Source organism: Sinorhizobium meliloti, assembly GCF_017876815.1.
GTDB classification, from domain to species: domain Bacteria; phylum Pseudomonadota; class Alphaproteobacteria; order Rhizobiales; family Rhizobiaceae; genus Sinorhizobium; species Sinorhizobium meliloti.
On sequence record NZ_JAGIOS010000002.1, the window covers coordinates 1,196,872 to 1,215,721 of the forward strand.

An 18,850-nucleotide genomic window follows, 5' to 3' on the forward strand; every position below is an offset into this window, starting at 1 on the left:
GTCCGGCGCCGTCGTTCGACGGCGTCGGGCTTTCTGCGGTCATGCCGCCCTGACGTGATCTCGGGCCGATCCGGCCCCGAGGTCATCGTGATCCAGGAGATTGCTCGTGCAGCGTGTCGTCTTTCCGAACAAAATCCTCCCTTACTTGCTCGTCGCTCCGCAGATCGTCTTGACGATCGTTTTCTTCTTCTGGCCGGCAAGCCAGGCGCTCTACCAATCGGTGATCCGTGAAGACCCGTTCGGCCTGAAAAGCGGCTTCGTCGGTTTTGCCAATTTCAGCGCCGTGCTTTCGGAGGCGAATTATCTCAACTCGCTGAAGGTCACGGTGATCTTCAGCGTCCTCACCGCGCTGCTCGCGATGGGCGTCGCCCTGCTTCTCGCCACGGCCGCCGACCGCGTCGTGCGCGGGAAGACCTTCTATCGCACCCTGCTGATCTGGCCCTATGCCGTCGCACCGGCCGTCGCCGGCATGCTGTGGCTCTTCATGTTCAATCCGGCGATGGGCACCTTCGCCTATATGCTGAGGCGGAACGGCTTTCACTGGGATCCGTTGCTGAACGGCAATCACGCCATGATGCTGATCGTCGTTGCAGCGGCCTGGAAACAGATCAGCTACAATTTTCTCTTCTTCGTCGCCGGGCTCCAGGCCATACCCAAGTCGCTCATCGAAGCGGCGGCGATCGATGGAGCGCGCGGCACCCGGCGTTTCTGGACGATCATCTTCCCGCTGCTGGCGCCGACGACCTTTTTCCTGCTCGTGGTCAACACCGTCTACGCCTTCTTCGATACGTTCGGCATCATCCACTCGGTCACGGGCGGAGGGCCGGCTAGGGCGACGGAAACCTTGGTCTACAAGGTCTATAACGACGGCTTCGTCAACCTGAACCTCGGCTCGTCCGCGGCCCAGTCCGTGATCCTCATGGCGATCGTCATTGGGCTTACCGCCTTTCAGTTCCGGTTCGTCGAAAGGCGTGTCCACTATGGATGAGATCGCCAATGATTGAAAAGCGCCCCATCTCCAACCTGATCGGGCACCTGATGCTGATCATCGGCATCATCATCGTGGTTTTCCCGATCTATTATACCTTCGTCGCCTCAAGCATGAGCTCGGTCGAGATCATCCGGCCGCCTATGCCGCTCGTTCCCGGCACGCGGCTTGCCGAGAATTATAGCGAAGCGCTTTCCGGTGGAGTCGAGCGTGTGGTCGGCGTCAGTCTCGAACGGTTGCTGTTCAACACATTCGTGGTGGCGATCGCGATCGCCGTCGGCAAGATCGTCATTTCCTTCCTCTCGGCCTTCGCCATCGTGTTCTTCCGTTTCCGCCTGCGCATGGCCTTCTTCTGGATGATCTTCATCACGCTGATGCTCCCGGTGGAGGTGCGGATCCTGCCGACGTATAAGGTGATCGTCGATCTCGGACTGATCGACACCTATGCGGGACTGACGCTTCCCCTGATGGCGTCGGCGACGGCGACCTTCCTGTTCCGGCAGTTCTTTCTCACCATCCCGGGCGAACTCGTGGAAGCGGCGCGCATCGACAATGCCGGGCCGTTCCGCTTCATGCGGGATATTCTGCTGCCGCTTTCAAAGACCAATATCGCGGCGCTTTTCGTGATCCTCTTCATCTACGGCTGGACCCAGTATCTCTGGCCGCTGCTGGTCACGAATGACAGCCGGATGAACACGATCATCATCGGCCTCAGGAAGATGGTCGATTTCACTGACGCATCGACCCCGTGGAACTACGTTATGGTGACCGCCATCCTCGCGATCATCCCGCCTGTCGCGGTGGTCGTCCTGATGCAGCGCTGGTTCGTCAAGGGCCTCGTCGAAACGGAGAAGTAATGGCAACGATCACTCTCAAGGATGTCCACAAGACCTATCACGGCGACATCGCCGCGATCCGCGGCGTTTCGCTTGCGATTGCCGACGGCGAGTTCATCGTGCTCGTCGGCCCTTCCGGCTGCGGAAAATCGACGCTGCTGAGGATGATCGCGGGGCTCGAGAGCATCACGTCGGGCGAGGTCTCCATCGGCGACCGCGTCGTCAACGGGCTGGAGCCTTCCGAGCGCGACATTGCTATGGTCTTTCAGAACTACGCGCTCTACCCGCATATGACGGTCCGTCAGAATCTCAGCTATGGCCTGAAGAACCGCAACACGCCGAAGGAAGAAATCGAGCGCCGCATAGCCAAGGCGGCGAAGTCCCTGGAGATTGAGCCCTTCCTGGATCGAAAGCCACGGCAGCTTTCAGGCGGGCAGCGCCAGCGTGTGGCCATGGGGCGCGCCATCGTCCGGGAGCCTGCCGCCTTCCTGTTCGACGAGCCTCTCTCGAACCTCGACGCCAAGCTCAGGGTCCAGATGCGCGTCGAGATCAAGCGCCTTCAGCGGGCGCTCGGCACGACGAGCGTCTACGTCACCCACGACCAGCTGGAAGCGATGACGCTCGCCGACCGCCTCGTGGTTCTGAACGGGGGGAGGATCGAGCAGGTCGGTACGCCGATCGAGCTGTACGAGAACCCGGCGACGGCATTCGTCGCAACCTTCATCGGCTCGCCTTCGATGAACCTTCTCGATCTCAATACCGGCAATGCTGCCTGGTCGGCCCCGGCGGCTCTCGTCGGGAAGCCGGGGCTTGCGACAATCGGAATCCGACCTGAGGACATTACCCTCGCCGGTGACACGGACGGCGGCGAGCGTTTCAGAGCCCGCGTGCGCGTCGGCGCCGTGGAACTCGTCGGCGCCGAAAGCTATGTGCACGGCACCCTGGCGAACGGCGAGCCGCTCGTCTTCAGGGTTGCCGGCCGCTCCCGCATGATGATCGACGAGGAGGTCGAGGTCGCAGCGGTGGCCGGAAGCCTGCACTGGTTCGACGCCGCCGGCCGGCGCTTGTAGCGCGAGGGTGGCAAGGCGACCCCGTTTACCAAATTTTTGCGACCCGCTGTCGGCACGGCCTTTCCTCCAACGTCCTTGCAGGTGGCCATTTGGACGATCAGGAAGATCAGGAGAACCGAAATGATGAAACTATATGGATTAGGTCCGACGCGCTCGCTTCGCGCCCGTTGGGCGCTTCAGGAGCTGGATGCGGAGTTCGAGTTCGTGCCCGTCAACATAGTGGCGGGCGAGGCCCATCACCCCGACTTCCTGCGGCTCAATCCGGCGGGCAAGCTTCCGGTGCTGGTCGATGGCGACTTCGTCCTCACGGAATCTGCCGCGATCGTCATGTATCTGGCGGAAAAATATGGCGGCAAAGGGCTTATGCCAGCGGACCTGAAGGAGCGGGCGCAGGCGTATCGCTGGTCTCTGTTCGCGGTCACCGAACTCGAACAGCCACTGTGGCGGATGGCTAAGCACACGTTTCTTTATCCCGAGGAAAAGCGGTTGCCGGAAGACATTGCGCTAGCCAAGGAAGAATTCCTGGCCATGGCAGCGGTGCTCGAACAGCACATGAAAGGGCGGGAATTTATCGTCGGCGACAGGATAAGTATCGCCGATTGCGTAACCGCCTATGTTCTGGATTGGGGCAATGAAAACGGCCTGCTCGATGACTTTCCAAATCTTAAGGCGTATCTCGAGCGGATGTATGCGCGCCCCAAGGCGCCGCAACGGATCGCGGAGGCATTTGCGAGCCTTCAGAGTTAGAACTGGATGAGGAATGATCCAGAGCAGGTTCACCCCCTCTGGCCTGCCGGCCATCTCCCCCACAAGGGGGGAGACCATTTGAGGCGCGCTCAGCGTCTCAACAAGGATTCCTGTATGCGGGGACCTGCTGTGGGGGCAAAGAGTGAAACGCTTGTATTCTCCCCCCTTGTGGGGCAGGGGAATCGCATATGCGGAACAGGCATGGAACATCGAAGGGTTTGTTCTCGATGCGATTCCGTTCTGTTCGCCATTCGATTCCTCGAAATCGGCCATATGCGAAAGCCCTACCTTGTGGGGGAGATGCCCGGCAGGGCAGTGGGGGTATATCGTCCTGCAAGCTGATCCATCCCGCTCTGCCGCCCGCGCCGTCGTACCCTTAATCAGGCACGACCACGAGCTTGCCGACGAAGTTCTTCGCCATGAAGTCCGTTTGTGCCCGATGGAACTCCGATAGCGGATAGACGCCGCCGACGAGCGGCCGGATCTTTTTCTCCTCGATATAGCGGACGAGGCGGCGGAAATCGGCGCGGCTGCCCTGGCTCGATCCGTGCAGCTCCAACTGCTTCAGATACATCGTCCTGAGATCGAGCTGCACGACCGGCCCGGCGATCGCGCCGGCGGTGGTGTAGCGGCCTTCCGGGCGCAGGATCTTCAGGAGATCGTTGAAGAGGGGACCGCCGACGAGATCGGCGACGACATCGATCGGTCGGCCGCCGCTTGCCGCCTCCACCGCCTCTGCGAGGTCGCCTTGACCGCGGGTCACGACGGCTTGCGCGCCGATGTCGAGCATCGCCGCTTCCTTGCCCGGTCCGGCTACAGCGATCGGAACGGCGCCGCGAGCGCGGGCGAGCTGGATGATCGCGGAGCCGACGCCACCCGAGGCGCCGGTCACGAGGACGGTCTCGCCGGCGGCAAGCCGCGCCCGTTCCAACATCCGCTCGCCAGTAAGATAAGCGCAGCAGAAGGTGGCAAGCTCGATATCGGTCAGGTCGGTCGCGACCACATGGGCGTTTTCGGCCGGAAGCGCCATATATTCGGCATAGCCGCCATCGCGGCCATGACCCATGTAATCGATGTCGGCAAGACTGTCGTCGTCGCGGTTGTAGATCGAGAAGTCGACCATGACGCGCTCGCCGATGCGCGCCCGGTCGACGCCCTCGCCGACGGCAACGATATGGCCGACCGTGTCGGTGCCCTGAATGCGCGGGAAGGTCAGCGTATTGCCGTGGCGGCGCCACGTCGAGACGGCGGACGGATCGTCCTCCGTCCCATAGGCGCCTTCGCGCACCCAGACGTCCGTATTGTTCATGCCGCAGGCAGTGACTCTGATCAGCACCTCGCCGGCAGCCGGAGCCGGGACGGGTACGTCCCGGCTGTAGACGAGCTTCTCCAATCCGCCGTGCCCTGTCAAAAGCACCGCGGTCATGGTCTTCGGAACGGAATGCATCATGCGCATTTTCCTCAGCGGCCGAGTACGGACTGAATGGCGTCGGCTGCCGCCTTGACGACGATGTCGGCTTCGTCGCGCGTCAGGCAGAGCGGCGGCGCGAAGCCGAGAATGTCGCCCTGCGGCATGGCCCGGCCGATGACACCACGTTCGAGGAGCGCTGCTGCGACCTGCGGTCCGACCTTGCGGCCCGGATCGAAGAAGGCGCGATCGTCGCGGTCCTCGACGAACTCGATCGCCGCCATCAGGCCGTCGCCACGCACTTCGCCGACATGGCGATGATCGCCCACGGCCTTTTGCAGTTCGGCCCGGAAATAGGCGCCCGTCGAACCGGCATTCTCGACGATGCCGAGTTCGTCGATCAGTTCCAGGTTCGCGATGCCGGCGGCGGCGCAGATCGGATGGGCCGAATAGGTCCAGCCATGGCCGATTGCGCCGAGTTCGTCCGAGCCCTTCACCAGCACCTGCCAGAGCTTGTCGGAGACGATCGTGCCGGAAAGCGGCGCATAGGCCGAGGTCAGGCCCTTGGCGATGGTGATCAGGTCCGGCTTGATGCCGTAATGGTCGGAACCGAACATGGTGCCGAGACGGCCGAAGCCGGTGACCACCTCGTCGGCGACCAGCAGGATATCGTATTTCTGGAGGACGGCTTGGATCTTCTCCCAATAGCCCTTCGGCGGCGGCACGATGCCGCCGGTGCCGAGGATCGGCTCGCCGATGAAGGCGGCAACGGTGTCGGGACCTTCGGCGAGGATCATCTCTTCCAGCTTGTCGGCACAATACTGCGAGAATTGCTCTTCGCTCATCGAGCGATCGGGACGGCGGAAGTAGTAGGGCGCTTCCGTGTGCAGGATCGGCGCCCGCGGCAGGTCGAAGGCGTTGTGGAAGAGATGAAGGCCGGTCAGCGAACCGGTCATCACGCCCGAGCCGTGATAGCCGCGCCAACGCGAGATGATCTTCTTCTTTTCCGGGCGGCCGAGAATGTTGTTGTAGTACCAGATCAGCTTGATGTTGGTTTCGTTGGCGTCGGAGCCCGAAAGCCCGAAATAGACTCGGCTCATGCCTTCCGGCGCCCGGTCGATGATCATCTTGGAAAGCCGGATCGACGCTTCAGTGCCATGGCCCACATAGGCGTGGTAGTAGGCGAGGTTCTTCGCCTGTTCGGCAATCGCGTCGGCGATCTTCTGGCGGCCGTAGCCGACATTGACGCAATAGAGGCCGGCAAAGGCATCGAGGCTGCGCTTGCCGGAAATATCGGTGATGTAGACGCCTTCGCCGCCGCCGATCACGCGGGTCGGGGTCTCGCCACGCGCATGCATCCCCATATGGGTCGAGGGATGGAAGAAGTGGTCGCGGTCCCAGGCGGTGAGTTCGTTGCTTCTTTCGAGCATGGTCTTTCCTTTCATGAAATCCGGAGCATTTCGGCCGAACCGCGAAAACGCTCTATCCTGTTGTTTTCGCACAATTCCAGACGCAAAACCGCTGCGCAGTGTTGCCGGAATCGCTCAGGTCAGGCAGCGGTGTCGATGCATAGATATTTGAGCTCGGTGAAGGCCTCCATGCCATGGCGGGAGCCTTCCCGGCCGAGGCCCGATTGTTTCCACCCGCCGAAGGGGATCGGGCCGCCGGTGATCTTCACCCGATTGACTGCCACCATGCCGTATTCGAGGGCGCGGGCGAGCCGCATCTGGCGGGCGCCGTTTTCGGTCACGACATAGGCGACGAGCCCGTATTCCGTGTCGTTCGCCCGCGCGACTACTTCCTCTTCGCTGTCGAAGGCGGTTACGGCCGCAACGGGGCCGAAGGTCTCCTCGCGCATGATCAGCGCGTCGTCGGGCACATCCGTTAGAAGGGTGGGCTGGAAGAAGAGCGGCCCGGCGGCGTGGCGCTTGCCGCCGACGGCAAGCCCGGCGCCCAGCTTCAGAGCATCCGCAACCTGTTCCTCGACCTTGGCGACGGCGCGTTCGTGCATCAGCGGACCGATATCCGTATCCGGCTCCATCCCGGAACCGACTTTCAAGCCGGCAATTCGTGCGGCAAAAGCTTCCTGGAATGCCTTGAGTACGGGCCGCTCGACGTAGATCCGATTGGCGGCAAGGCAGTCCTGTCCTGACGTCGCGAACTTCGCGGCGATCGCAATATCGGCGGCTTTCTCGACATTCGCATCCGCAAAGACGATGAGGGGGGCATGCCCGCCGAGCTCCATCACCAGCCGCTTCATCGTCGGCGCACATTGGGAGGCGATCAGCCGGCCGATCTCGGTGGAGCCGGTGAAGCTCATGGCGCGCACCCGCGCGTCCTCGCACATTCGTCCGACGATCGTTGCGGCTTTGCCGGTGACGACATTGAAGACGCCTGCGGGAAGGCCGGCGCGCTCGCCGAGTTCGGCGAGCGCGAGAGCCGAAAGAGGGGTTTCGGAGGATGGGTGCGCCACCACGGTGCAGCCTGCGGCAAGGGCGGCGGCCGCCTTCCGGGTGATCATCGCCGAAGGGAAATTCCAGGGCGTGACGATGCCTACGACGCCGAGCGCTTCGCGGCGCACGATCATTTCGGCCCCGGCAAGATGACTCGTCACGCTTTCGGCATTGAGGCGTTTGCCTTCCTCAGCATACCACTCGATGAAGGATGCCGCGTAGTCGATCTCGCCGCGCGACTCGGCAAGCGGCTTGCCCTGTTCAAGGGTCATCAACAGGGCGAGATCCTCGCGGGCTTCGAGCATCAGGTCGTGCCATTTGCGCAGGATGGCGGCGCGCGCCTGCGGCAGCATGTTGCGCCAGGACCTGAATGCCTTTTGCGCCGCGTCGATCGCCTCGGAGGTCTGGGCAGCGTCGAGCGAGGCGACGAAGGCGAGGGCAGCGCCGCTGGTCGGGTCGCTCACCTCCAGGCATGTACCGTCCCGCCCGGCAACCCATCGGCCGCCGACATAGGCCAGCTCCCGCAGCAATTGCCGGTCGTTCAGGTTTTTCAACGCGTCGTGAAAGGCTGTGCGCGCAAAGACGGCGGTCATATCGGTTCTCCTCGACTGTTGCGGAAAGAGTGCCATGGTTGTCGAGAGAGATTGTCCAATCGGCGGTGACGGCGGAGAGAGTTTGACCAAAGTGGGGGCAACAGGGAGAGAGATTGTCTATGTGGCGTGCCGATGCGAAGGGGGTGGCTACACCCTCTGCCGACTATTCCTGCCCTGCCGGCGCCTGCGGCAACAGCGAGCCGAACGGCAGCACCGTTTCTTCCTTTACCGTCTTCGTGACGATGTACGTGAAATAGCGGTCGATACCGAGTTCCCTTTCGAGCAGCCCGTCGACCAGCCGCTGGTAGGCGTCGATGTCCGCCGTCATGATCTTGAGGATATAGTCCACCCCGCCGCCGACCGACCAGCAGGCGACGATCTCGGGAATTGCGGCGATGGCGCGCTCGAACCGATCGAAATCAGCCTGGCGGTGATTGCCGAGCGTCACCTCCATCATGACGCTGGCGACCGGCGCCACGCGGCGCAGCGCAACGCGGGCGTGATAGCCGGTGACGATGCCGGCTTTCTCCAGCTTTCTGAGCCGCATCCAGCAGGGCGTCGGCGACAGGCCGGCCTTCTCGGCGAGCGCGAGCTTGGTGATACGCCCGTCGGCCTGGATCGCTTCGAGGATCCGCAGATCGATCGCATCGAGCTTCATTAAGAGGTCCTTCCGTCGGTAGTGGTCACGTCAAAGCCGGGAAATGACATTGGGTGCTCACTTTTACATTGTCAATTGAGCTGATTTTGATCACTGTTCAAATCATGACAAATTGGACGCCCGACACGACACTTCTGCGCCGCCCCGCCTATCTCTCTCTGGCGGACCAGTTCGCCCGCGCCATACAGGAGGGGAGACTCCAGAACGGCATGCGGCTGCCGACGCATCGCAAGCTCGCCGACGATCTGAAGCTCTCGGTGCAGACGGTGAGCCGCGCCTATGACGAGCTCATCCGGCGCGGCTTGATATCCGGCGAGGTCGGACGCGGCAGCTTCGTGCAGACGCGGCCGCGCGAGCCGGAGCCGCCCTATCTGCCGGAGCGCCTTGGCGAATTGATCGATCTTTCGATCCTGAAACCCGTATGCGAGCAATACCATCTGGAAAAGATGCGGCAGGGTTTTGCCTGGCTTGCGGAGAACCTGCCGCCGAGCTCGGCGCTTTCCTTCCGCCCGAACATGGTGTTCCCGCGTCACCGCAATGTCGCGGCAGAATGGCTCTTGCGCTGCGGGCTCGATGTTTCGCCGCTAAACATCAACCTGACGAACGGCGCCACCTCGGCCATGACCGTGGCGCTGATGAGTGTCGCACCGCCCGGTTCGACGGTCGCGACGGAGGCCATCAGCCATCATACGCTCGTGCCGCTTTCGACCTATCTCGGCATCCACCTTCAGGGTCTCGCGATAGACGGCGACGGCATGATCCCGGATGCGCTGGACGAAGCCTGCCGCAAGGGCGTGATCCGAGCGGTCTTCCTGCAGCCCTCGGTAATCAACCCGACCGCGACCCTGATGAGCGCCGGGCGGCGGGCAGCGCTGGCGGAGGTGGCGCGCCGGCATGACATCGCCATCATCGAAAACGACATTCTCGGTCCCCTGGTGGAGGAACGTTTGCCCCCGGTCGCCGCACTGGCGCCGGAGCGCACGCTTTATGTGACGAGCTTCACCAAGATCACCGTGCCGGGCCTCCGGATCGGCTATCTGGTGGCGCCTGACCGCTACGTGGCCGCCGTCGCCAACCGGCATCTGGTTTCGAACTGGATGGCGACCCCCGCGATTGCAGAGATCGCAACGCAATGGGTGAGCGACGGCACGGCGAGCGAACTCGTGAACTGGCAGCGCCGGGCGCTCGCCACTCGCCACGCGATCGCCAAGGAGGTTCTGGCAAGCCTTGGCCACCACACCCATCCGCAGAGCCTGCATGTCTGGCTGCCGCTACCCGAGGGACACCAGGAAGATGCCTTCGTTTCCCAGGCGCGCTTGCGCGGGGTGGCGATTGCGCCGGGTGCGTCCTTCCGGACGGCAGACAGCGGTTGGCGTCCGGCGGTCAGGATATCGCTCGGCTCGACGACCGAGCAGGAGCTGAAGTCCGGGCTCGGCATCGTCGCCTCTCTTGCGCTCGGTGAGCCTGAGGCGCTGCTGCTCGTCATTTGAGGCGAATGCTCAGCTTTTGAGCACCTTTCGAATAATTGTCATGATATTATTATTCACATTGACATGATTTGGGAACCGGATCATCGTTAGGACATTAACGCATGGCGCCCAGAAGTGTGCAGCGATTTGGAGCGACGCCATGCGCTTTAGTCTCAAAGGGAGAGGCGTGAATGTCCCAGCCGATCATTCGCATCGACAACATCGTCAAGCGATACGGTCCCCTGACCGTGCTCGACGGCCTGTCGATGGAGGTGATGCCGGGCGAGAAGCTGGCTCTCATCGGGCCGTCCGGTTCGGGTAAGACGACCATCCTTCGCATTCTGATGACGCTCGAGACCATCAGCGACGGCTTCATCCAGGTCGACGGCGAGCAGCTCTATCACATGAAGAAGGCGGGCAACCTCGTCCCTGCCGACGAGCGGCATCTCCATAAAATGCGCGAGAAGATCGGCATGGTCTTCCAGCATTTCAACCTGTTTCCTCATAAATGCGTTCTCGACAACGTCACGCTGGCGCCGATGCTGACCAAGGGCATGGCGCGCGCTCAGGCGGAAAAGCGCGCGATGGAGCTGCTCGACATGGTGGGCCTGGCCGACAAGGCCAAGAGCATGCCGGCACAGCTTTCCGGCGGGCAGAAGCAGCGCGTTGCGATCGCCCGGGCGCTGGCGCTCTCACCCAAGATCATGCTTTTCGACGAGGTCACCTCCGCGCTCGATCCCGAGCTTGTCGAGGAGGTCCTGAACGTCATGCGCAAGCTCGCGTCCGAGACGGACATGACCATGCTGCTCGTCACCCACGAGATGGGCTTTGCCCATGATTTCGCGGACCGGGTGCTTTTCTTCGACCGCGGCAAGATCGTGGAGGAAGGAAAACCCGAGGACATTTTCCGGCATCCCAAGCAGGAGCGCACACAGACTTTCCTGCGCAAGATCATAGCGGCAGGGCACCGCGTCTAAGCCTCACGGCCGACATTGCCTCAAGGAAAACATCGAGAGAACAGAGGAGTTGGGAACGATGAAACTGAGAGATTTTCTGGCAATGGCGGCAGGCGCCACCGCATTGATGGCAGTTGCTGCGGCCACGCCAGCCGCCGCGGACGAGAACAAGCTCGAGGAGCTGAAAGAGCAGGGCTTCGCGCGCATCGCCATCGCCAACGAGCCGCCCTTTACCGCCGTCGGAGCCGACGGCAAAGTCTCCGGTGCAGCACCGGATGTCGCCCGCGAGATCTTCAAGCGGCTCGGCGTTGCCGACGTCGTCGCCTCCATTTCCGAATACGGCGCGATGATCCCGGGCCTGCAGGCCGGGCGCCACGACGCGATCACCGCCGGTCTCTTCATGAAGCCGGAACGATGTGCCGCCGTCGCCTATTCGCAGCCGATCCTCTGCGACGCCGAGGCCTTCGCGCTGAAGAAAGGCAACCCGCTCGGACTCAAGAGCTACAAGGACATCGCCGATAATCCGGACGCCAAGATCGGCGCACCGGGCGGCGGTACCGAGGAGAAGCTGGCGCTCGAAGCCGGCGTGCCGCGCGACCGCGTCATTGTGGTGCCGGATGGCCAGAGCGGCCTGAAGATGCTGCAGGACGGCCGCATCGACGTCTACTCGCTGCCGGTCCTTTCCATCAACGATCTCGTCTCCAAGGCGAACGACCCGAACGTCGAGGTGCTGGCCCCCGTCGAGGGTGCGCCGGTCTATTGCGACGGCGCCGCCTTCAGGAAGGGCGACGAGGCGCTCCGCGACGCCTTCGATGTCGAGCTCGCCAAGCTGAAGGAGTCGGGCGAATTCGCGAAGATCATCGAGCCCTATGGTTTCTCGGCCAAGGCTGCGATGTCGACCACCCGCGAAAAGCTCTGCGCCGCGAAATAAGCCCTGGATGGGGCTTCCCGCCGCCTTCCATTCGCACCGCGCGGAGGAAGGCGGTATGGGCGGCTGCAACCAAGTCTAAACTCTGACTGGAACAACGAAACGATGATCGACTGGTCCGGCTATATCGGATTGATCCTGCAGGGCGCCTGGGTGACCGTGCAGCTGACCCTCATGGGTTCGGCGCTCGCAGTCGTGGTTGCCTTCGCTGCCGGCCTCGGGCGCCTCAGCCGGTTCATGGCCGTTCGCGCGCTCGCCACGACCTATATCGAGTTCTTCCGCGGCACCTCTATCTTTGTGCAGCTCTTCTGGGTCTATTTCGTATTGCCGTTCGCCGGCATAACGTTGACGCCGCTTCAGGCGGGCGTCCTCGCGCTCGGCCTCAATGTCGGCGCCTATGGAGCGGAGGTCGTGCGGGGCGCGGTAAAGGCGATCGGCCGCGAGCAGCGCGAGGCCTGCATCGCGCTCAACCTCACGCGCTTCCAGGCGATGCGCCACATCGTCCTGCCCCAGGCGCTGCCCCTGATGCTGCCCACCTTCGGCAACAACGCCATCGAGCTCCTGAAGGGAACGGCGGTCGTTTCGCTGATCTCGCTCAGCGACATGACGTTTCAGGCCCAGGTGGTCCGCGCCCAGACCGGCAGCACGCTGATTCCCTTCGCGACCATCCTGCTGCTTTACTTCGTCATGGCCTGGCTGATCTCGCTCGGCATGCGGTGGCTCGAGAGGCGCGTTTCGCGTGGCCTCGACGGTGTGAGGGTCTGACCATGGAATGGGATTGGGAATTCGTCCGCCAGATCATGCCGACCCTCATCGAGGGGCTGAAGATCACGATCCTCGCGACGGCGCTCGGCTCGGTCGTCGCAGCGGTGATCGGCCTTGTCTTCGCCATCCTGCGGATGACCGCACCGACTCCGATCGCGCGTGTCACGAGCTTTGCCGTCGAGTTCATCCGCGGCACGCCGCTGCTCGTGCAGCTCTACTTCATCTTCTATGTGCTTCCGGACATCGGAATCCGCCTGCCCGCGCTTGTCGCCGGCGTCATCGGCCTCGGCATCCACTACGGCACCTATGCCGCCGAGGTCTATCGTGCCGGCATCGAGAACGTGCCGCGCGGCCAATGGGAAGCGGCCAAGGCGACGAACCTCACGCCCCGCCAGACCTGGATACACGTGATCCTGCCTCAGGCGATCCCGCCGATGATACCGGCACTCGCCAATTACCTGATCGCCATGTTCAAGGAAACACCCCTGCTTTCGGCAATCACGGTGCTCGAACTGATGAACCAGGCGAAGAGTATCGCCAACAGTAATTATCGCTATATCGAGCCGATGACGCTGGTCGGCGTGTTCTTCCTGATTATGAGCCTGATCTCGGTCTTCTTCTTGCGCTGGCTTGAAGCGCGCTATTCCCGGGTGGAGGAGCGCTGATGAGAACCGCTGTCGCCCTCTCGCTTGCGGCGCGCAGGCCGCGTCTCGACGATCGGCCGCTCGATAAGCGGATTGGCCTCGTCATCCTCGCCACGGACCATACGACGGAAGTCGATTTCCAGCGCATGGTCGCGTCGGACCGGATCGGGGTCTATGTCACGCGCATCCCCTATGCCAATCCGGTGACGCCGGAGAATCTGCGGGCGATGCAGCCGTCGCTCACCGAAGCGGCAGCCTTGATCCTGCCGGACGAGACCATGGATGTCGTCATGTATTCCTGCACCTCCGCCTCCGTGGTCATCGGCGACAGCGAAGTGGCTGCGGCGATCAAGGCCGCAAAGCCGGAGGCGGCCGTGGTGACGCCGACGGCTGCCTCGGTCCAAGGCTTGCGTGCACTTAGCGCAAACAGGATTTCGGTGCTCACCCCTTACACGATCGAGACCAGCCGGCCCATGGCCGACTATTTCGCCGAGCGCGGCTTCGCAATCGACGGGTTTACCTGCCTGGGTCTCACCGACGACCGCGAGATGGCGCGGATCAGCCCAAAGGAGATCGTGGCCTTCGCGAAGGAAGCCGCAGCGCCGGCATCGGACGCGCTTTTCATTTCCTGCACTGCTGTTCGTGCGGCAGGCGTCATCGCCGAAATCGAGCAGGCAATCGGCAAACCGGTCGTCAGCAGCAATTACGCCACAGCCTGGACTTGCCTGCGCCTTTGCGGCGATCGGGAAGTACGCCCCCAACTCGGACGGCTGATGGAGCTGCCACTCGAGGAGGAAAGGCCGTGAGCGTTTCTCTCCCCGTGACGATCGACGACATCGAGGTGGCGGCACGGCGCATTTCCGGCCGTGTACTTACGACGCCGCTGGCAATGTCGGGCTCGTTGAGCGAGCTCTGCGGCGTGCCGGTCGGCTTAAAGCTCGAGCACCACCAGACGACCGGTAGCTTCAAGCTGCGCGGCGCGACCAATGCAGTGCTTTCGCTTTCTGCCGGCGACCGGGCGCTCGGCGTAATCGCGGCCTCGACCGGCAATCATGGCCGGGCACTTGCCCATGCGGCAAAGGCGGAAGGCTCGGTCGCTACGATCTGCATGTCGCACCTGGTGCCCGTGAACAAGGTCTCCGAAATCAGACGCCTCGGCGCCAATGTGCGGATTGTCGGCAATTCCCAGGACGAGGCGCAGGAAGAAGTCGAAAGGCTCGTTGCGGAAAATGGTCTCGTGATGGTGCCGCCCTTCGACCATCCGGCGATCGTCGCCGGGCAGGGGACGCTCGGACTCGAGGTCGTGGCGCAGATGCCGGACGTTGCCATGGTGCTTGTACCGGTGTCGGGTGGTGGACTGGCAGCCGGAGTGGCGGCAGCCGTCAAGGCGCGTAGACCGGCGACGCGTGTCATAGGCCTGACGATGGAGCGCGGTGCGGCGATGAAGGCGAGCTTCGCCGCCGGCGGACCCGTGGTCGTCGATGAACAGCCGAGCCTTGCGGATTCTCTCGGCGGCGGCATCGGCCTCGACAATCGCGTCACATTCCGCATGTGCCGGGAGCTCCTCGACGACATAATCCTCCTGACGGAAGCCGAGATCGCCGCCGGCATGCGCCACGCCTATGCCGAGGAGCGCGAGATCGTCGAAGGGGCGGGCGCCGTCGGCATTTCGGCGCTTCTCGCCGGCAAGATCAAGGACATCGACGGCCCCATCGCGGTTATTATCTCGGGGCGCAACGTCGACATGGACCTGCACCTGCGCGTGATGAACGGCGAAACGGACCCATTCCGCGAGGAGGCGGCATGACACGGATGAAGATTCTGACCGAGGCGGAATTGCGCGGCATCGTGCCGCTCGATCGCGAAGCGGTTGCCTGCGTCGAGGATGCCTTTCGCGCTCTCGCCACCAAGGCGGTGGCGATGCCGCCGATCCTGCGGCTCGATATTCCGGAGCATCGCGGCGAGGTGGACGTCAAGACGGCCTATGTTCCGGGGCTGGACGGCTTTGCGATCAAGATCAGCCCGGGCTTCTTCGACAATCCGAAAATCGGCCTGCCGAGCACCAACGGCATGATGGTGCTCCTGTCCAGCAAAACCGGGCTGGTGCAGGCACTGCTGCTCGACAACGGCTATCTGACCGACGTGCGGACGGCGGCGGCAGGGGCGGTCGCGGCGAGACGTCTGTCGCGGGAAGATTCCTCGGTGGCCGCGGTCTTCGGCGCCGGCATGCAGGCAAGGCTTCAGCTCGAGGCGCTCGCGCTCGTGCGCCCGATCCGGGAAGCGCGGATCTGGGCCCGCGATGCGGCCAAGGCTGAAGCGGCAGCCATTGCGCTTGGCGGGAAGCTCGGCTTTGCGGTCAAGGCCGAAACCGATCCGAGAGCGGCCATCACTGGCGCCGATATCATCGTTACCACGACGCCGTCCGGGACGCCGGTCCTCAAAGCCGAATGGCTCGAGCCGGGGCAGCACGTCACCGCCATGGGTTCGGACGCCGAACACAAGAACGAGATCGATCCGCACGCGATCGCCCGTGCGACTTACGTCGCCGACAGCCTCAAACAGACGCGCCGGCTCGGAGAGCTGCATCACGCGATTGCCGCTCATCTCATGTCGGCGGAGGCCGAGTTCCCCGAACTCGGCCAGGTGATCGCCGGGCTGAAACCCGGACGCACGCGCGCCGACGAGATCACCATTGCCGACCTGACCGGCACCGGCGTCCAGGACACCGCCATCGCCACGCTCGCCTTCGCGCGGGCCAACGCGGCGGACGCAGGTACGACATTCGAAAGTTGAGACCGGCTTCCCCGGAACGGGGCCGGAAGAACGAGGGAAGAGACATGACCCAACCCAACCTCAAATTCTCCCTTGGGGAATATGAAGCGCGGCTTGCGAAGACCCGAAAGGCGATGGAGGCGAAAGGCGTCGACCTCCTGATCGTGAGCGATCCGTCCAACATGGCCTGGCTCACCGGCTATGACGGCTGGTCCTTCTACGTGCATCAGGCGGTCATCGTGCCGCCTTCGGGCGAACCGATCTGGTTCGGCCGCGGCCAGGATGCGAATGGCGCGAAGCTGACTGCCTATCTCGATCACAAGAATATCGTCGGCTATCCCGACCACTACGTGCAGTCAACCGAACGCCACCCGATGGACTATCTCTCGGGCATTCTCGCCGATCGCGGCCTTGGTTCGCTCAGCATCGGTGTCGAAATGGACAACTACTGGTTCTCGGCAGCCGCCTTCGCCTCGCTGCAGAAACACCTGCCCAATGCGCGTTTCAGCGACGCGACGGCGCTGGTGAACTGGCAGCGCGCGGTCAAGAGCGAGACCGAGATCAAGTACATGCGCAACGCGGCGCGGATCGTCGAAGCGATGCATCAGCGCATCTTCGACAAGATCGAAGTGGGCATGCGCAAGTGCGACCTCGTGGCGGAAATCTACGATGCGGGCACGCGCGGCGTCGACGGCATCGGCGGCGATTATCCGGCGATCGTGCCGCTTCTTCCTTCCGGCGTCGAGGCATCCGCGCCGCATCTCACCTGGGACGACCGGCCGTTGAAACGGGGCGAGGGCACCTTTTTCGAGATCGCCGGCTGCTACAACCGCTATCACGTGCCGCTGTCGCGCACGGTGTTCCTGGGTAAGCCGACCCAGACCTTCCTCGACGCCGAGAAGGCGACAATCGAGGGTATGGAGGCGGGCCTCGCCGTCGCCAAACCCGGCAACACCTGCGAGGACATCGCGAACGCCTTCTTCGCCGTGCTGAAGAAATACGGGATCGTCAAGGACAACCGCACGGGCTACCCGATCGGTCTTTCCTATCCGCCGGATTGGGGCGAGCGCACGATGAGCCTGCGTCCGGGCGACAAGACGGAACTGAAGCCGGGGATGACATTCCACTTCATGACGGGGCTCTGGCTCGAGGACATGGGCTTCGAAACCACCGAGAGCATTCTCATCACCGAGAGCGGTGTCGAGTGCCTCGCCTCCGTGCCGCGCAAGCTGATGGTCAAGGACTGAGAGGATGAGGGAGCACCACTTGCGGCCGTCGCCGATCAGCGCGACGGTCGATTTCGAGGCCAATGGCGTCCAGCACGGCTTCCTGCGCCTTCCCTATAGCCGCGATGATTCCGCCTGGGGTTCGGTGATGATTCCGGTTACCGTGGTCAAGAACGGTGAGGGCCCGACCGCCCTCCTCACGGGCGGCAATCACGGCGACGAATACGAGGGGCCGATCGCTCTCTTCGATCTCGCGCGAAAGCTGGATGCTTCCGACGTCGAGGGAAGAGTGATCATCGTTCCGGCGATGAATTATCCTGCCTTCCAGGCGCAGACGCGGACATCACCGATCGACAAGGGCAACATGAACCGCAGTTTCCCGGGGAGGCCGGATGGAACAGTCACCGAGAAAATCGCGGATTACTTCCAGCGTGTCCTGCTGCCGCTCGCAGACATCGTGCTCGATTTTCATTCGGGCGGAAAGACGCTCGACTTCCTGCCGTTCTGCGCGGCGCACATTCTGCCCGACAAGGCCCAGGAAGCGAAAGCTTTCGACTTCGTCCGGGCGTTCGGAGCGCCCTATTCCATGAAGATGCTGGAGATCGACGCGGTCGGAATGTACGACACCGCGGCCGAGGAGATGGGCAAGATCTTCATCACGACGGAGCTCGGCGGTGGCGGTTCGGCGACTGCCAGGACCGCTTCAGTCGCAAAGCGCGGTGTCGCGAACGTGCTGAGGCATGCCGGGATACTCAAGGGCGAGATCGAGGCGGAACCCACCAAATGGCTGGATATGCCGAGCGAGGATTGTTTCGCTTTCGCGGAGGATGGCGGTCTCGTCGAGTTCCTCATCGACCTTGGCGGAGCGGTCGACCGCGGCGCAGCGATCGCGCTAATCTATCCGATCGGACGCACGGGCGTGGAACCGATCGAGGTTCGAGCCAAGATGGATGGCGTTCTGGTGGCCCGACATAACCCCGGGCTGATCAAGTCGGGCGACTGCTGCGCGGTCCTGGGTGTCGAGGTGCAGATTTAACCCGCAGTCGTAGGACTTCTTGCAAGGGACCCGCCGCCGGACTTGCTCCGTACGGCGGGTCTTTGCCTATCTGCGAAGCGCAAATGCGGCCTGCACGATAATTGGGCATGGCGTGGCGGGCGGCCCAATATTTGACCATGCCATCAAGGTGCATGAAAGCCGCGCCGAATAAACTTTTGAATTCTCTCCCGCTTTCCGGGGCTTTCGGTTTGGCACGCTGCTTGCATACATTATTTTGAGCCCGAGCAAACCACCGGTGGCGTCCAATGTCGCGCGCCATGAGCAAGGTTGCTGGAGAGGA

General features: G+C 62.9%; 18 protein-coding genes. 14 read left to right on the forward strand and 4 right to left on the reverse strand.

What is annotated here, in order from left to right:
* The first annotated feature begins 106 nt into the window (after nucleotides 1-106).
* The 4 genes from ugpA (at nucleotide 107) to JOH52_RS24545 (ending at nucleotide 3,641) form a co-directional block, all read left to right on the forward strand.
* The gene (gene ugpA / locus JOH52_RS24530; RefSeq protein WP_014530728.1) at nucleotides 107-988 is read left to right on the forward strand and encodes a sn-glycerol-3-phosphate ABC transporter permease UgpA; all 882 of its coding nucleotides are present in this window, start codon (nucleotides 107-109) and stop codon (nucleotides 986-988) included.
* 8 nt (nucleotides 989-996) lie between these two features.
* Entirely contained in the window at nucleotides 997-1,845 is an 849-nt protein-coding gene (gene ugpE / locus JOH52_RS24535) for a sn-glycerol-3-phosphate ABC transporter permease UgpE (RefSeq protein WP_015008542.1), read from the forward strand.
* Nucleotides 1,845-2,894 (forward strand): sn-glycerol-3-phosphate import ATP-binding protein UgpC, encoded by a 1,050-nt coding sequence (locus JOH52_RS24540; protein ID WP_014530726.1) that lies wholly within the window; start codon nucleotides 1,845-1,847, stop codon nucleotides 2,892-2,894. The genes ugpE and JOH52_RS24540 overlap by 1 nt, the downstream gene beginning before the upstream one ends.
* A 120-nt stretch (nucleotides 2,895-3,014) precedes the next feature.
* Nucleotides 3,015-3,641: a glutathione S-transferase family protein gene (locus tag JOH52_RS24545; RefSeq protein ID WP_013849973.1), complete on the forward strand. Its 627-nt coding sequence runs from the start codon at nucleotides 3,015-3,017 to the stop codon at nucleotides 3,639-3,641.
* A gap of 376 nt (nucleotides 3,642-4,017) precedes the next feature.
* Here the strand turns inward: JOH52_RS24545 and JOH52_RS24550 are convergent, their stop codons facing one another.
* From JOH52_RS24550 to JOH52_RS24565, 4 genes are all read right to left on the reverse strand, one after another.
* The gene (locus tag JOH52_RS24550; RefSeq protein ID WP_014527483.1) at nucleotides 4,018-5,091 is read right to left on the reverse strand and encodes an alcohol dehydrogenase family protein; all 1,074 of its coding nucleotides are present in this window, start codon (nucleotides 5,089-5,091) and stop codon (nucleotides 4,018-4,020) included.
* 11 nt (nucleotides 5,092-5,102) lie between these two features.
* Nucleotides 5,103-6,479, reverse strand: coding sequence for an aspartate aminotransferase family protein (locus JOH52_RS24555; protein ID WP_003525879.1), 1,377 nt, complete (start codon nucleotides 6,477-6,479; stop codon nucleotides 5,103-5,105).
* Between the two features lie 119 nt (nucleotides 6,480-6,598).
* On the reverse strand, nucleotides 6,599-8,095 hold the full coding sequence (locus tag JOH52_RS24560) for an NAD-dependent succinate-semialdehyde dehydrogenase (protein ID WP_014530725.1): 1,497 nt from the start codon (nucleotides 8,093-8,095) through the stop codon (nucleotides 6,599-6,601).
* 163 nt (nucleotides 8,096-8,258) lie between these two features.
* The gene (locus tag JOH52_RS24565) at nucleotides 8,259-8,753 is read right to left on the reverse strand and encodes an Lrp/AsnC family transcriptional regulator (protein WP_003525883.1); all 495 of its coding nucleotides are present in this window, start codon (nucleotides 8,751-8,753) and stop codon (nucleotides 8,259-8,261) included.
* A 104-nt stretch (nucleotides 8,754-8,857) separates the two neighbouring features.
* On the opposite strand from JOH52_RS24565, the gene ehuR reads away from it, so the two are divergent.
* The 10 genes from ehuR to doeB all read left to right on the forward strand — a co-directional run bounded on the left by ehuR (nucleotide 8,858) and on the right by doeB (nucleotide 18,549).
* On the forward strand, nucleotides 8,858-10,243 hold the full coding sequence (gene ehuR, locus JOH52_RS24570; RefSeq protein ID WP_020479480.1) for a MocR-like ectoine utilization transcription factor EhuR: 1,386 nt from the start codon (nucleotides 8,858-8,860) through the stop codon (nucleotides 10,241-10,243).
* A 170-nt stretch (nucleotides 10,244-10,413) separates the two neighbouring features.
* Nucleotides 10,414-11,199: an ectoine/hydroxyectoine ABC transporter ATP-binding protein EhuA gene (ehuA, locus tag JOH52_RS24575; protein ID WP_013849969.1), complete on the forward strand. Its 786-nt coding sequence runs from the start codon at nucleotides 10,414-10,416 to the stop codon at nucleotides 11,197-11,199.
* A 58-nt stretch (nucleotides 11,200-11,257) separates the two neighbouring features.
* A complete protein-coding gene (gene ehuB / locus JOH52_RS24580) occupies nucleotides 11,258-12,109 on the forward strand; it encodes an ectoine/hydroxyectoine ABC transporter substrate-binding protein EhuB (protein WP_014530723.1) in 852 nt (283 codons plus the stop codon).
* A gap of 102 nt (nucleotides 12,110-12,211) precedes the next feature.
* Entirely contained in the window at nucleotides 12,212-12,871 is a 660-nt protein-coding gene (gene ehuC / locus JOH52_RS24585) for an ectoine/hydroxyectoine ABC transporter permease subunit EhuC (protein ID WP_003525889.1), read from the forward strand.
* 2 nt (nucleotides 12,872-12,873) lie between these two features.
* Nucleotides 12,874-13,536, forward strand: a complete 663-nt coding sequence (gene ehuD / locus JOH52_RS24590; protein ID WP_014530722.1) for an ectoine/hydroxyectoine ABC transporter permease subunit EhuD — start codon at nucleotides 12,874-12,876, stop codon at nucleotides 13,534-13,536.
* Nucleotides 13,536-14,321, forward strand: a complete 786-nt coding sequence (gene eutA / locus JOH52_RS24595) for an ectoine utilization protein EutA (RefSeq protein WP_014530721.1) — start codon at nucleotides 13,536-13,538, stop codon at nucleotides 14,319-14,321. Before ehuD ends, eutA begins: the two co-directional genes overlap by 1 nt.
* Nucleotides 14,318-15,322 (forward strand): hydroxyectoine utilization dehydratase EutB, encoded by a 1,005-nt coding sequence (eutB, locus tag JOH52_RS24600; protein ID WP_014530720.1) that lies wholly within the window; start codon nucleotides 14,318-14,320, stop codon nucleotides 15,320-15,322. Before eutA ends, eutB begins: the two co-directional genes overlap by 4 nt.
* Nucleotides 15,319-16,308 (forward strand): ectoine utilization protein EutC, encoded by a 990-nt coding sequence (gene eutC, locus JOH52_RS24605; RefSeq protein WP_014530719.1) that lies wholly within the window; start codon nucleotides 15,319-15,321, stop codon nucleotides 16,306-16,308. The genes eutB and eutC overlap by 4 nt, the downstream gene beginning before the upstream one ends.
* A gap of 44 nt (nucleotides 16,309-16,352) precedes the next feature.
* Complete coding sequence (gene doeA / locus JOH52_RS24610; protein WP_014530718.1) at nucleotides 16,353-17,534, forward strand: ectoine hydrolase DoeA; 1,182 nt, start codon at nucleotides 16,353-16,355, stop codon at nucleotides 17,532-17,534.
* Nucleotides 17,535-17,538: 4 nt separating this feature from the next.
* Nucleotides 17,539-18,549 carry a N(2)-acetyl-L-2,4-diaminobutanoate deacetylase DoeB gene (gene doeB / locus JOH52_RS24615; RefSeq protein ID WP_014530717.1) on the forward strand — a complete coding sequence of 337 codons (1,011 nt, stop codon included), beginning with the start codon at nucleotides 17,539-17,541 and terminating at the stop codon, nucleotides 18,547-18,549.
* Nucleotides 18,550-18,850 lie beyond the last annotated feature (301 nt).